Source organism: Pararhizobium polonicum (assembly GCF_001687365.1).
Taxonomy (GTDB): Bacteria; Pseudomonadota; Alphaproteobacteria; order Rhizobiales; family Rhizobiaceae; genus Pararhizobium; species Pararhizobium polonicum.
In genome coordinates, this window is the sequence record NZ_LGLV01000006.1 from 242,002 (window position 1) to 256,392 (window position 14,391).

Here is a 14,391-nt window from a genome sequence, read left to right on the forward strand (position 1 = left end):
GTCTTACGAAGGAATGACGGAGTCATGAACCGATGAACACGTCCGCGGTTCCCACGCTGGAAATCAGACCCGCACTGGAAATCAGAAATGTGTCGCTGTCCTTCAAGGGCGTCAAGGCGATTTCCGATCTGACGTTTCAGGTGGAGCGTCAGGAGATCTGCGCGCTGATCGGCCCGAACGGCGCCGGCAAGAGTTCGCTTCTGAACATCCTGAACGGCGTCTATGTACCGGATTCCGGCGAAATCGTCTTCGAGGGCGAACACTTCCGGCGGATGCAGCCGCTGGAGGCGGCCCGAAGGGGGATTGGCCGGGGATTCCAGAACAATGCCCTCTTCTCCGGCATGAGCGTCCTCGACAATGTAATTGCAGGTCTTTCCCGGCATTCGCGGGTGACGCTCCTTGAAGAGGCCTTTCGGTTTCCCCGTGCATTGAAGGAGGAGCGGCAGTTTCGTGAACGGGCGCGGGACGTGCTCCATCTCTTCGACCTCGATAAACATGCCGGCACGATTGTCGGAACGTTGCCTTACGGCGTCCAGAAGAAGGTCGAGATCGCGAGGGCCATCGTTGGCACACCGAGGCTATTGCTGCTCGACGAGCCTCTGGCCGGGATGAATTCTGAGGAAAAGCAGGCAATCGCAGCCGTTATCGCGCGCCTCAACAAGGAGCTCAAGCTGACCATCGTGCTGATCGAGCACGACATCGGCATCGTGTTGAAGCTCGCCCATCATGTCGTCGTGCTCGATTACGGTCGAAAACTCGCCGACGGATTGCCGGAAACGATCCGCGACAACCCCGATGTCATCGCTGCCTACCTCGGCTCCGATCGCAAGGAGGTTGCCGCATGAACATGTTCCTCGAAACACTGATCGGCGGCCTTCTCGCGGGCACAATGTATTCGTTGGTCGCGATCGGCTTCGTGCTGATCTACAAGGCGTCCGGCGTCTTCAACTATGCGCAGGGATCCATTCTCCTCTTCGGGGCGCTCACCTACGTGACGCTGACCGATCAGGGCGTGCCGGCGCTCGGAGCGATCGTGGTGACGATCGCTCTGCTGGTCCTGACTGCAATTGCCATCGAAAAACTGCTGTTGCGACCGCTGACCAATCGGAGCCCGATGACGCTGTTCATGGCAACCCTCGGTCTGTCTTATGTGGTGGAAGGTGTCGCTCAAGGCATCATGGGATCCCAGGTGCGGGCGCTGAACCTCGGGATCGACGATCTGCCGATTTTCGTTGGTGATATCATGATCAGCCAGTTCGATCTGATCGCTGCCGGTGTTGCTCTTGCGATCGTCGTCGTCCTGTCGCTGTTGTTCAACCGGACGCGCATCGGCATTCAGTTGCGCGGCGTTGCCGACGATACGCGGGCAGCACTTTCGCTCGGCATCGACATCAATCGTATCTGGCAGATCGTTTGGGCGGTCGCCGGCATCGTAGGGCTTGTTGCCGGGCTCCTGTGGGGCGCGCGCCAAGGGGTACAGTTCTCGCTCTCGCTGGTGGTGCTGAAGGCGCTTCCGGTCCTCATCATCGGCGGCTTTACCTCGATCCCCGGCGCCATCGTCGGCGGTCTGATCGTCGGTGCGGGGGAGAGCCTGGCCGAGACCTATATCGGCCCATATCTCGGCGGCGGCATCACACCCTGGTTCGCCTACGCGCTGGCGCTCGTTTTTCTTTTCTTCCGCCCGGCCGGTCTGTTCGGCGAACGACAAATCGAAAGGGTCTGACCGATGTCCGAGATAGGTTTGCGCGCCGCACCGGCGCCGCTGGAGAGTATCGGGCTGAAAGCCGTGGCCGGCGCGGGACTGCTTGCTCTCGTTTTCGCGGCGCCCTTTCTCGCATCCGAATACTGGATCAACGCCATCATCGTGCCATTCTTCATCCTGTCTCTGGCCGGGCTCGGTCTCAACCTGGTGACCGGTTATGCGGGGCAACTTTCGCTTGGCGCCGGTGCGTTCATGATGGTCGGCGCCTATGCGACGTTTTCCCTGCAGCTGCGGGTGCCGGATCTGCCCCTGCCGTTTGCGCTTGTCGTTTCGGGCCTCATCGCTGGGGCGGTCGGGCTTGCCTTCGGCCTGCCGTCCACGCGCATCAAGGGCTTTTACCTGATCGTCAGCACGCTCACCGCACAGTTCTTCTTCGAGTGGCTCTTCCTGAAGTTTCCGTGGTTCTACAACGGCAATTCATCTGCGACGATCGCTCTGCCGCACGGCCTTTCCTTCTTTGGTCTGGATATCAACAGCCCGCACGGCCGCTATTTTCTCACGCTTGGCATCGTAGGGCTGCTGACGCTGCTCTCTTTCAATCTCGTGCGCAGCCAGACGGGCCGCAACTGGATGGCTATCCGCGACATGGACACGGCCGCGGCCGTGATCGGCGTGCCGACGCTGCGGGCGAAGCTTCAGGCATTCGCCGTATCGAGCTTCATCCTCGGTATTGCCGGGGCTCTCTGGGCCTTTGCCTATCTCGGATCGGCGAGCGTTCAGAGCTTTGGTCTGACCCGCTCCTACCAGATTCTTTTCATCATCATTATCGGTGGCCTTGGCACCATTCGTGGCGCTTATCTCGGCGCGGCTTTCGTCAGCCTGCTTCCGCTGGCGCTCGATTGGCTGTTCCAGCACCTGTTCAGCGGTCATGTCGACGCCGGGCTGCTCCAGAACACCCAGAAGGCAATCTTTGGCATCCTCATCATCTGGTTCCTCATCAAGGAACCGGAGGGGTTGTCGCGGCTACTCGGATTACGGCGGGCACCGGGCGCCCGCCGCCGTCTCTTCCCATCATGAATCCGTCCCATCGTGAACCCAGGAGTTGAAACCATGAAACGATTGCTTGTCGCCGCGCTCCTCGCGGGTACTGTATTCTCCGGTGTCGCACCGGCCTTCGCCGCCGATGTCAGCCAGTATATTCCCCTGCCGACCTACCGCGTCGGTGCATACGCCTCCTCCGGCGAGCTCTGGTGGGCCGGCGAACGCGATTATTTCCGCTACATCAACGAGGTTGAGGGCGGTGTCGAGGGCGTGAAGCTCAACTACGAGGAATTCGAAACGGAATGGAGCCCCGACCGCACCGTCGAGGTCTATGAGCGTGTCAAGGCTGGCAAGGACGGCTCGCCGCTTGCCTTCTTCTTCACGCACGGCACGCCGGCGACCTATGCCCTTCTCGAAAAGGCCGCAGCGGACAAGATCCCGCTGATCGATCCCGCTGGCGGCAAGACGGAGACGGTCGATGGCACAGTCTTTCCCTATGCCTTTCCGCTGCTGTTCAGCTATTACAGTCAGGCCTCCACGGGTATCAACTACATCGCTTCCAAGGTGGGCGGCTTCGACAAGCTCAAAGGCTTGAAGATCGCGACCGTCTATCATGACAGTGCTTATGGCCGCGCCAGCCAGCCGGCTGTCGATGTTCTCGCCAAGAAATACGGTTTCGAGAACATCCAGATCCCGGTGGCCGATCCGGGGAACGAACAGTCGCCGCAGTGGCGCCAGATCCGCGAGCAGAAGCCCGACTGGGTGTTCCTGCGCACCTGGGGCGTCTCGACCGTCGTGGCGCTCAAGACGGCGCAGCGGTTCGGGTTCCCGGCTGACCATATTATCGGCGATGTCTGGGCGGGTTCGGAATCCGATGCCATTCCGGCGGGCACGGCGGCGATTGGTTATTCGGCGCTTGCACCTTATCCGGGCGGCACGGATTTCGAGATCCACAAGCGCCTCAAGGCTGAAATCCTCGACAAGGGCAAGTCCGATCTGCGGGATCCGAAGCTCTTCGGCGCGGTGAACTACAATGTCGGCCTCGTCAATGCAGCACTTGCCGTCGAGGCGCTGCGCACCGGTTACAAGCATTTTGGTGCCCGGCCGCTCAATGGCGAGGAAGGTCGCTGGGCCTTCGAACATCTGACCATCGATGACAAGCGTCTGGAGGAGATCGGCTTCAAGGGCCTGCTCCAGCAGATCAAGATCACACCTACCGATCATGAAGGCGGCGGTGCGGCGCGCATCCAGAGTTGGGACGGTCAGAAGTGGGTGCTGCAGACCGACTGGATCAAGGCCGACCACGAGCTTCTCAATCCGCTGATCGCCGAGGGCGCCGCCGCCTACGCCAAGGAACACGGCATCACACCGCGCACCCCGGAAACCGAAACCAACTGATCTGCGATGTGAGGGCGCGGCGAAAGCCGCGCCTTCCACCGGCAACAGGAGAAAGTCATGTTCAGGACATTTGTACGCAGCACAATTGCTGTTGTCGTATCCGCTTTCATGTTCGCGGGGGTGGTCCAGGCCGCCGATACGACGCCCGGACCCGATAGCGGCAAGCAGTTTTTCCCGATCGCAAGTTACCGTGTTGGTCCGTATGCGGCTTCGGGTGCCTCCATCTGGGCAGGCCGTATTGACTACTATCGCTATATCAACGAAGTCGAAGGCGGTATCAACGGCGTCCCGATCGTCTGGCAGGAATGCGAGACGGAATGGACGGCGGAAAAGGGCATCGAGTGCTACGAGCGCTTCAAGCGCGGCCTGAACGGCGCGCCGGTGTCGGCCTATTTCCCGAACGGCGCTCCGGCCGCCTATGCGCTCTCCGACCGTGCGGCCGTAGACAAGATCCCGCTGGTCACGCTCGCCTATGGCCGCACGGAAGCGACCGACGGCCGCGTGTTTCCCTACATCTTCCCCGTCATGGTGACTTTCTATAGCGAAGCCTCCGCCGTGGTGAACTACATCGCGGAAAAGGAAGGCGGCTTCGACAAGCTCAAGGGCAAGAAGATCGCGACCGTCTACCACGACAGCGCTTACGGCCGGGAAACGCTCGACCCGCTGGCGCTGCTCGCTGAAAAATACGGCTTCGAAAACATTCAGATTCCGGTTGCGGATCCCGGCAGCGAGCAGTCGTCCCAGTGGCGGCAGGTTCGCGAGAAAAAGCCGGACTGGGTCTTCCTGCGCACCTGGGGCGTTTCGACGCCGGTGGCTATCAAGACCGCGCAGCGCTTCGGCTTTCCGGCGGATCACATCATCGGCGATGTCTGGGCGTCTTCCGAAGAGGATGTCATTCCGGCGGGTGACGCCGCCAAGGGCTATCTGGCGCTGACGCCGTACCCCGCCGGCGCGGACTTCGAGATCCACAAGCGTCTCAAGCAGCATATCATCGACACCGGCAAATCGGACCTGCGTGATACCAAGGCCTTTGGTAGCGTCTACTACAATTCCGGTCTTGTCGATGCGCTGATCTCCGTCGAGATCGTTCGGCAGGCACAGGCGAAATTCGGCAACCGGCCGATCACCGGCGAGGAAGGCCAGTGGGCTCTGGAACATCTCAAGCTCGACGATGCCGCGCTCGACAAAGCCGGTTTCCTCGGACTGGTCCAGAATCTGCAGCTGACGCCGGCTGACCACGAGGGTGGCGGCGCCGTGCGCGTGCAGCAGTGGAGCGGCAGCAACTGGAACCTCGTCAGCGACTGGGTACAGGCCGACCGCCAGACCCTCCGGCCACTGATCGACGCAAAGTCGGCGGCTTATGCCAAGGAGCACGGCATCACGCCGCGCGACGTCGGCACCAATTGATGGGCAGTTGGCCGGGGCCGCCTTTTGTCCCGGCCTCTCAAGGAGATGATGGTATGATCCTTCGACATGAGCCACTTGTGCCCGAGAGAGCCGAAAACCGCATCCTGGAGGTTTCCGGCATCGAGGTCGTCTATGGTGGCGCCATTTTGGCCGTTGCGGATGTCTCGCTGACGGTGGGCGCGGGCGAGATCGTGGCGTTGCTCGGCGCAAATGGTGCCGGCAAAAGCACCGTACTGAAGGCGATTTCTGGCTTGGCGGCGGCCGACAGGGCCACCGTGCGCCGGGGGCATATACGCTTCGATGGAGACGATATTCTCGGCATCGCAGCCAACAGGCTGGCGGCGCGCGGTATCGTGCATGTGCTTGAGGGGCGCCATGTCTTTCCCCATCTCACGGTGGAGGAAAACCTGTTTGCCGGAGCCTTCCTCCATCGGCCGGGACGGCGCGAATTGTTGCGCCAGATCGACGATGTCTACGATTGGTTTCCACGGCTCAGGGACAAGCGCCGGACCCAGGCCGGGCTGACCTCCGGCGGCGAGCAGCAGATGCTTGCCATCGGGCGGGCGCTTCTCACGCAGCCAAGGCTCGTGCTTCTCGATGAGCCCTCCATGGGGCTCGCGCCTCGCATCGTTCAGGAAATCTTCCAGATCATCGGCCGGCTCAACCGTGAAAAAGGCGTGGCCTTCCTGCTCTCCGAACAGAATGCAGCGCTGTCCCTCGCGCATGCTACACGCGCCTATATCCTCGAAAGCGGACATGTGGCGCTGGCGGGCGAGGCTGCCGATCTTGCCCGGCGCGATGACCTCCATCGTATCTACCTTGGCGGCTTGGCCTGAGCTGCCGGCCATCAGGACACGGAGCGTTCACGTCACAGATTGATCCTGGTTCAGGCAAAGGCCCGTCAGGGCGCTTCCATTCTGTACAATTAAAGCATCCTTGACATGGGCTGCTTTGAATTCCGTGTCTGACGTTTCTGACATGGCGTTGCACTCCGCGCCGGACCGGTGGATCGTGGTCGGCTGCGGCTATGCTCGCGTGCGCAATATACATTTCAAAAAATGCGATTGCCCGTCCACATTAAGTTGACTCTTTTCATCAAGATAAGTAAGGTCTACTGACATAATCCGGGGGCTGGTCGATCGACCGATGCCCCTATGGGGCATCGATATGACCGCGCGAACGCAAGACAAGGCGATGATGACATCGGTGGCTGTAAAGCCGCTGACCGCTGCTTGTGCCCCGACGCGTCACACGACCACAAAACACCGATAAATCGATAGCGGAGGAGCGTGCAAGGTCACCTGCGGCTCCGCCCGCGGGTGAGAGGTGACGCTGCGCGCTGTGGCGCGATCAAGGGGAGACGGGCATTTGAGTGCGGACGATCAGGGCTTGAGCCTTTACGATATCACCGAGGACAAGAGCAGCTGCGGCGTCGGCTTCATCACCCGTAAGGACGGTATTCAAACCCACGATGTTCTCAAAAGAGGGCACGAGGCGCTCTGTGCGGTGCCGCACCGCGGAGGCATGTCGGCGGAAGGGGTTGGGGACGGCGCCGGTGTTTCGGTCGATCTGTCTCTTTCCTTTTTCCGCGGTCTGACCGGAAACCCGGACCTGAAGCCGGGCCGGTTTGGTGTCGGCAATTTCTTCCTGCCCAAGGATGCTTGCGAGCACCCGCGCGCCGCGCGGATCATCGAGGATGCTTTTGCTGGGCAGAATTTCCCCGTTCTGCTGATCCGTGACATTCCGGTCGATGATAGTGCCATCCGGCCGATTGCGATGCGCTACCAATTGCCGATTCGCCAATGGGTTTTTGCCGCGCCGGACGATTGTGCGACGCTCGCCGAATTCGACTGGCGCATCCACAAGGTACTTTTGACCATCGAGGCGGCTGCCTATACCGATCCTGCGCTTGCCGGCTTCTATCCGCTGTCGCTCAGTGCCAGGACGCAGGTTTTCAAGGGCAGGCTGAATTCAAACGAGGTCATGCCTTACTTCCGGGACCTGGTCGACCCGGCCCATGACGTGCATACCATGTATTTCCATACCCGGTTTTCGACCAATACCGACCCGCATCCCTCCATGGCGCAGCCCTTCCGGCTGATGGCGCACAATGGCGAACTGAACACCGACAAGAAGAACCGGCTTTCCGAAGCCGCCATCGCGCTTGCCCGCAACGCGGCCATCGTGCGGCCGAAAGGCCAGTCGGACAGTTGCCGCCTCGACCAGACGCTGCAAAGCCGGGTGATGGAAGACGGGCTCGACCTGGTAACCGCCGTCGTCTCGATGATGCCGCCCGCCTGGGAGAACGACGAGACGCTGTCACCGGACGTGAAGGCGATGTTCGAGTATTTCTCGCTTTACGAGGAGAAGAACGACGGCCCCGCAGCCCTGATCTTCGGCGATGGTACGATCATCGGCGCGCGCCTCGACCGGCTGGGTCTCAGGCCGCTGCGCACGGTGGAAACGGATGATTATCTCTGCGTGATGTCGGAAGCCGGGCAGATCGCCTTTCCACCGGAAAGCGTCTTGCGCCGGGGCCGTATCGAGGCCGGCGGTATGCTCTATTACGATCACGCCGAAGGGCGGTCCTGGTCGACGAGCGAGGCGCTGGAAATGCTGGCAGCGCGGCGTGACTACAAGATATTGCTGACTGACGCACGTGTCCGCCTTGAGGATCTGCCCGAGATTCCGGCCGACAGTCAGGGCTCGCCGCTGCGGTATAATGGCGATCTCGAACGGCATCAGCGCTATGTCGCCTATTCGCACAATCAGGAGAGCTTCAAGTTCCTGATGGACCCGATGCTGACGACCGGTGCTGAGAAGATCTCTGCCATGGGCTATGGCAATGCGATCAATGCTCTGTCCGATCAGGAGGGCGGCGTTGCCAAGTATTTCTCGCAGCGGTTCGCGCAGGTGACCAATCCGCCGCTCGACAGCATCCGCGAAGCGGACGGCATGACCTTGCGCGTTGCGCTTGGCGCAAAGCCAAACATTGGGGCGAAGGCTGCCCGCCAGATCGTCGTGCGATCGCCGATCCTGACGCATCTCGACATGCTGAAGATCCGCGAGCAGGTGGAAACGCCGCTGCGCCGGTTCGAAATGCTCTACACGCCCGTTCTCGATGATGCCAAGGCCAATACCGCGGCGCTCGAGGCGGCGATTTCCGCCTTGTGCGATGCTGTCGAAATCTTTGCCTCTGAAGAGGGCGGTATCGCCGTTATTACCGATCGTCATGTGGCCCGCACGCGCGCCGCGCTGCCGATGATCATCGTGATTTCGGCTCTTAACCAGCGCCTGATCGAGACCGGGCTACGCCTGCGTGTGTCGATTATTGCCGAAAGTGGCCAGATGTCCTCGTCGCACCATATCGCGGCGGCCTTGGGCTTCGGGGCGGCGGCCGTGTATCCGCTGGGTGTGCAGTTCCGGGCAGAGGAAAAGTTCGGCGCGGATGCCGACAAGGCTTTCAAGCGCTTCGCCAAGGCTGCCGAAAAATCGCTGATGAAGACCATGGGCAAGGTCGGGCTCTGCACTGCCGAAAGCTATATCGGCGGCGAATTCTTCGAGCCCAATTTCCTCGACACCAACGATCCGGTTCTTCAGCGCTATTTCCCCAACGTGAAGACGCCGGTGGGCGGGGTCAATTTTGCGGTTATCGCCCAGGCTGTTGCCGACTGGCACGGACGGGCGCTGTCCGTGAAAAGCGAAAACGACATCCCGCTTCTCGGCCTGTTCAAGGAACGGGCCGAGGGTGCGGGCCATTCCTATGGTACCACCGCCGTGCGCGGCTTTGTCGACATGACGGAGGAAAAGATCGATTTCGCCCGGCTGGATGGCAGGGAGGACGGAAGTGAACATCTGCGCCTCATGCCGCTGAACCGGCTGGAAGATGCATTCGGGTTAAACGACGACGCCTATTACAGTACCAGCTTCGACCGTCTGACGCCGGAGGCCGTTGATCGTTTCCAGATCACGCCCGGCTACCGTGCCTTCGCCCGGATGATGATGGAGGAGCGCATGCGGCGCCCGGCGGCGTTGCGCGATGTTCTGGATCTCCCGGCCGATGTCAGTTTCTGTGCTTCGCCAGAGGAGTTTCGCAAGGAAATGGGCCGTTTCTCGCGCAAGGGAAACACCTGCTTTATGGTGCGTGGCCTCGCCTGCGAGCGGATTGCACATGACGAGTTCCGGCTTCGGCTAACGGGCACGACCGATCTTGCACGGCTTGCGGCGCTTGGCCAGTCGCTGGTGATCCGCTTCAACAGCGATATTCTCGGCCATTGGCTGGAGAGCGGGGCTCTTGTCGTCAACGCGTCCGGGCAGGCGCATGATTACTTGTCCCTGTTGCGCAGCGCGCCCGCAAGCATCCCGATATCCGCCGTGCAGAAGGCAAGCGAGATCACGCCACTGCTCGCTTCCGGAGCCATGAGCCATGGTGCGCTTGTCGCGACGGCACATGAGGCGGTGGCGCACGGAACCAATATGGTCGGCGGCATGTCGAACTCCGGTGAGGGCGGCGAGCACATGTCGCGCTACGGAACTATCCGCGCCTCGAAGATCAAGCAGTTCGCCTCCGGTCGTTTCGGCATCTGGGCCGGATATCTTGCCGATACGATGCTGGAAGAAATCGAGATCAAGATCGGGCAGGGAGCAAAGCCCGGTGAGGGCGGACAGTTGCCGTCGCCGAAGGTCACGGTCGAGATTGCGGCGGCGCGTGGTGGTACGCCCGGTGTCGAACTGGTCTCGCCACCGCCGCATCACGATACCTATTCGATCGAGGATCTGGCCCAGCTGATCCATGATGCCAAGGCAGCACGCGTGCGTGTCGTCGTCAAGCTCGTCTCGTCCGAAGGTATCGGCACGATTGCGGTTGGCGTCGCCAAGGCGGGCGCGGATGTCATCAATGTTGCCGGCAATACCGGTGGCACCGGTGCCGCCGCCGTCACCAGCCTCAAATATACCGGCCGCGCCGCCGAGATCGGCATTGCCGAAGTCCATCAGGCGCTCTGCGCCAACGGTCTGCGCCAGAAGGTCAAGCTACGCTGCTCGGGCGCACACCAGACAGCAAGTGATGTTGTCAAATCGGCACTGCTCGGTGGCGACAGTTTCGAATTCGGCACCACCGCCTTGATGATGCTGAAATGCGTTATGGCGAAGAACTGCAATATCAAGTGCCCGGCGGGCCTGACCACCAACCAGGAAGCCTTCGATGGCGATCCGCGTGCGCTGGCGCAATATCTGCTGAACATCGCCCATGAGACGCGCGAAATCCTGGCCGGGCTCGGTCTGGAATCGCTTGCCGTCGCGCGTGGGCGCTCCGATCTCCTTCATCTGCTCGATCACCCCTCCAGCGTCGGGCAGCTTGATCTCCGCGCGATGCTGGCAGTCGTCGAGGAGGTGCGGGTCGCCGAGCCTATCTATATGGAAAAGGACTATGCCATCGATGACAGTTTCATCGATCTCGTGCGGTCTGCGCTGATCGACGGCAAGCGTGCGAACATCGAGCTTGGCGGCAACCGGTTCCTCAACAACTGCAACAAGACTGTCGGAGGGCAGCTGGCTGTCGATATCGAGCGCATGCTCAACCACGACATAACCGGCGAGGATGCCCGCGCCATGCCCGCGGTGCGGCAGGATCATCGCGGCCGCCGCTTTCTCGAAGCCGGTAGCGTGCGTATCGCGACGTCAGGCTCGGCCGGCCAGTCCTACGGCGCCTTCTGCAATGACGGCATGGTGCTGACGCATACCGGCACATGCAATGACGGCGTCGGCAAGAGCGCCTGCGGTGGCACCATCGTCGTGCGTTCGCCGGGCGGCGGATCGGGCGAAGCGGGCGGCAATGTGCTGATCGGCAATTTCGCATTGTTTGGCGCAACCGGTGGCCGTACCTTCATCGAGGGGCAGGCGGGCGACCGCTTTGCCGTGCGCAACTCGGGCGCCACCGCGGTCATCGAGGGCGTCGGTGATTTTGCCTGCGAATACATGACCAACGGCGCGGTGCTCAATCTCGGCAGTTTCGGCAAGGGTTTCGGCAACGGCATGTCTGGCGGTTTCGTCTACCAGTATGACCCCTACGGTGACCTGCCGAAGAAGGTCAGCCACGACTCGATCCTGCTCGGTTCGATCGGCGGCGACAATCCCGAGGCTGTGATCCACAATCAGGCCGTCCATTTGCTACTCGGCTGGCATTTTGCCGAAACGGGATCGGCAAAGGCCGGCTGGCTCCTGGAAAACTGGGAAAGCGAGCAGCATAATTTCGCCTATGGCATGCCGCGCGCCCTGCTTCTCTATCAGGACAGCGATGCAATCCTGGCCGCCAAACCGCGCAAGGAACTGATCGAGGAACTGACATCGGCGTTATCAGCGCATCAGGTGCGCAAGTTCAAACTCGCCTATCGCGACCGCAAGGCCGTGCTCAACGGTACGGTGCCGGGCTATGGCGAAACCGATACGGACGGGATGTTCGCGCTTCTCAACAATTACACCGTGCTTTCCATGGCGCAGGGGCTTGCCATGGCACGTGTACCCAATGCGCTCGGCCCGTCGGACCGGGATGTGGAGAAAGCGGTTCGCAATCTGATCCTGACTGAAGATTTCGCCTTGATGAGCAAGCTTATGCGGCACGCCCGGGAGGCTGTCAGCGGTTACGGCGACGAGGACCTGGCCGTGATGATCGCTGCCAAGCGGCTCGCCGATTACAAGGAGGCGCTATCGCGCCGCAACGTTCTTTCCATGGACAGCCCCGGCACCTACGGCTGGATCATTGAGAGGCACGCCCGCAACATCGAGAAGATTGGCAGAATTCCGAGTTTCGAAGAGCTGTTTGCCAAACATGCTCTGTCTGATCTCGCTCTTTCCGCCCGCAATGGCTGAGTTTCCAACGATGACGATACCTTACATTCCTGACGACGCACCGTTCAACGGCGACCAGCGTGCCTGGCTTGCCGGTTTTCTGGCCGGGCTGCATTCGCGGCTTGCACTGGATGGCGATACCCCCGCAGCGGCAGCCAATCCGCAGCAAGCAACAGCGGCCATGCTGCATATTCTGTTCGGAACCCAGACGGGCAATGCCGAAAGCATTGCCATGGACGTCGCCGCAGATGCGCGAGCCAAGGGCATGCAGCCGGTCGTCGAAGCGCTGGACGATGTCGACATGATCCGGCTTTCCGCGATGAAGCGGGCGATCATCGTCACCTCGACCTATGGGGAAGGTGAAATGCCGGACAATGCCCAGCTTTTCTGGCAGGCCCTGTCGGCGGCCACGGCTCCGCGGTTGGAGACCATGCACTTCGCCGTACTGGCGCTCGGTGATACCGGCTATGACGGATTTTGCCAGTCCGGAAAGCTGATTGATACGCGGTTGGAGCAGTTGGGTGCCAAGCGCATCGTCAACCGCGTCGATTGCGATGTCGATTATGAGGATGCTGCCGCCAGCTGGATCGGCGAGGTGCTGCCGCTTGCCGCCGCCGTCGACGGCGGTCAGGCCGCTCCGCTGCTTCCCGACGCCATGATTGCTCCCGCGGCGCGCGAAAAGTCGCCGTGGAGCCGAAAATCTCCCTATCTCTCGACGGTTACCGTCAACCGGGCATTATCCGGTGCGTCATCGGCGAAGGAAATCCGTCATTTCGAATTCGATCTGGGTGACAGCGGCCTGGAATACGAGGCTGGCGATGCCCTCGGTGTGATGCCGGTCAATAGCCCCGCGCTCGTGACGGCCATTCTGTCACGTCTGCGGGCAGACGGCGATTTGCCGGTGCAGGGCCTGTCGAGGCCGCTTGCCGTCGAACTTGCCAATAGCTTCGAAATTTCCACACCGTCGCGCGAGCTGATCACCGAGATCGAACAGCGTGCGGGCAACGAGGAACTCAGTCACATCCTGCGCCATGGCGACAAGGAAGCGCTCGACGCCTGGCTGTGGGGCAAGGATATTCTCGACCTGCTGATGCTTGACACGCGCATGGCGATGACTGCCGGCGAATTCGTAAGCCTGCTCAAGCCATTACAGCATCGCGCCTATTCGATCTCCTCGAGTCCTTTGGCCGCCGGGGGAAGCGTGCACCTGACGATCGCCAGCGTGCGCTATCGTTCGAACGGCCGTGAGCATGGCGGCGTCTGCTCGACCTATCTGTCGGACCGGGTCGCAGAAGGCGACAAGGTCGGCATTTTCGTGTCGCAGAACAAGGCGTTCCGCGTGCCTGCGGACAATGACGCGCCGATGATCATGGTTGGCCCCGGCACCGGCATCGCCCCGTTCCGCGCTTTCTTGCAGGAGCGCCGGATGCGCGGTGCGGCTGGGCGCAACTGGCTGTTCTTCGGCGACCAGCACCGGGCCTCCGATTTCATCTACGAAGACGAACTCAGCCAGATGAGCAGCGACGGTGTCCTGACGCGGCTCGATCTGGCCTTTTCGCGGGATCAGGCCGAAAAGGTCTATGTGCAGTCGAGGATGCGCGAGAACGGCAAGGCGCTCTATAGCTGGCTGGAAGAGGGCGGACATTTCTACGTCTGCGGCGATGCATCGAGAATGGCGAAGGATGTCGACCGGGCGCTCCACGACATCGTTGCCTTGCATGGCGGCAGAACACCGGAGGCCGCAAGCGATTACGTCAACGGCTTGAAGCGTGAAAAGCGCTATCTGCGCGACGTCTATTGACGCGCGGCAACGCATCTCGTGGCTCTTCAGGAGAACGACCTTGAGGAAAATACCGGCCGAAAGCGGGCCGCTTCCAGACGCGTGCGATGACAACGAGGCGAGCCGCAGGCATCGGATATTTCGGGCGCCGTAGACACCGATCTTGATACCCTCGTCCGGCCGCACCGCAGTCTCACCGCGTAAATCCACGCCGTTC

Annotated in this window: 8 protein-coding genes; all 8 read left to right on the top strand. The window is 61.3% G+C overall.

Annotation, left to right across the window (positions count from 1 at the left end):
- The first annotated feature begins 32 nt into the window (after positions 1 to 32).
- Positions 33 to 845: an ABC transporter ATP-binding protein gene (locus ADU59_RS10000; protein WP_068953947.1), complete on the top strand. Its 813-nt coding sequence runs from the start codon at positions 33 to 35 to the stop codon at positions 843 to 845.
- A complete protein-coding gene (locus tag ADU59_RS10005; RefSeq protein ID WP_068953948.1) occupies positions 842 to 1,723 on the top strand; it encodes a branched-chain amino acid ABC transporter permease in 882 nt (293 codons plus the stop codon). Before ADU59_RS10000 ends, ADU59_RS10005 begins: the two co-directional genes overlap by 4 nt.
- Before the next feature lie 3 nt (positions 1,724 to 1,726).
- A complete protein-coding gene (locus tag ADU59_RS10010) occupies positions 1,727 to 2,779 on the top strand; it encodes a branched-chain amino acid ABC transporter permease (protein ID WP_068953949.1) in 1,053 nt (350 codons plus the stop codon).
- Between the two features lie 33 nt (positions 2,780 to 2,812).
- The gene (locus ADU59_RS10015; protein WP_068953950.1) at positions 2,813 to 4,141 is read left to right on the top strand and encodes an ABC transporter substrate-binding protein; all 1,329 of its coding nucleotides are present in this window, start codon (positions 2,813 to 2,815) and stop codon (positions 4,139 to 4,141) included.
- Between the two features lie 108 nt (positions 4,142 to 4,249).
- Positions 4,250 to 5,548, top strand: coding sequence for an ABC transporter substrate-binding protein (locus tag ADU59_RS10020; protein WP_425332009.1), 1,299 nt, complete (start codon positions 4,250 to 4,252; stop codon positions 5,546 to 5,548).
- A gap of 53 nt (positions 5,549 to 5,601) precedes the next feature.
- Positions 5,602 to 6,384: an ABC transporter ATP-binding protein gene (locus ADU59_RS10025; protein ID WP_068953952.1), complete on the top strand. Its 783-nt coding sequence runs from the start codon at positions 5,602 to 5,604 to the stop codon at positions 6,382 to 6,384.
- 532 nt (positions 6,385 to 6,916) lie between these two features.
- Positions 6,917 to 12,415, top strand: coding sequence for a glutamate synthase-related protein (locus ADU59_RS10030; RefSeq protein ID WP_068953953.1), 5,499 nt, complete (start codon positions 6,917 to 6,919; stop codon positions 12,413 to 12,415).
- A gap of 10 nt (positions 12,416 to 12,425) precedes the next feature.
- Complete coding sequence (locus ADU59_RS10035) at positions 12,426 to 14,195, top strand: sulfite reductase subunit alpha (RefSeq protein WP_068954138.1); 1,770 nt, start codon at positions 12,426 to 12,428, stop codon at positions 14,193 to 14,195.
- The last annotated feature ends 196 nt before the right edge of the window (positions 14,196 to 14,391 follow it).

Coding starts and splice junctions, on each gene's coding strand:
- ADU59_RS10015 (WP_068953950.1), top strand. CDS start 2,813: ATGAAACGATTGCTTGTCGCCGCGCTCCTCGCGGGTACTGTATTCTCC.
- ADU59_RS10010 (WP_068953949.1), top strand. CDS start 1,727: ATGTCCGAGATAGGTTTGCGCGCCGCACCGGCGCCGCTGGAGAGTATC.
- ADU59_RS10020 (WP_425332009.1), top strand. CDS start 4,250: ATGTTCGCGGGGGTGGTCCAGGCCGCCGATACGACGCCCGGACCCGAT.
- ADU59_RS10000 (WP_068953947.1), top strand. CDS start 33: ATGAACACGTCCGCGGTTCCCACGCTGGAAATCAGACCCGCACTGGAA.
- ADU59_RS10005 (WP_068953948.1), top strand. CDS start 842: ATGAACATGTTCCTCGAAACACTGATCGGCGGCCTTCTCGCGGGCACA.
- ADU59_RS10035 (WP_068954138.1), top strand. CDS start 12,426: ATGACGATACCTTACATTCCTGACGACGCACCGTTCAACGGCGACCAG.
- ADU59_RS10025 (WP_068953952.1), top strand. CDS start 5,602: ATGATCCTTCGACATGAGCCACTTGTGCCCGAGAGAGCCGAAAACCGC.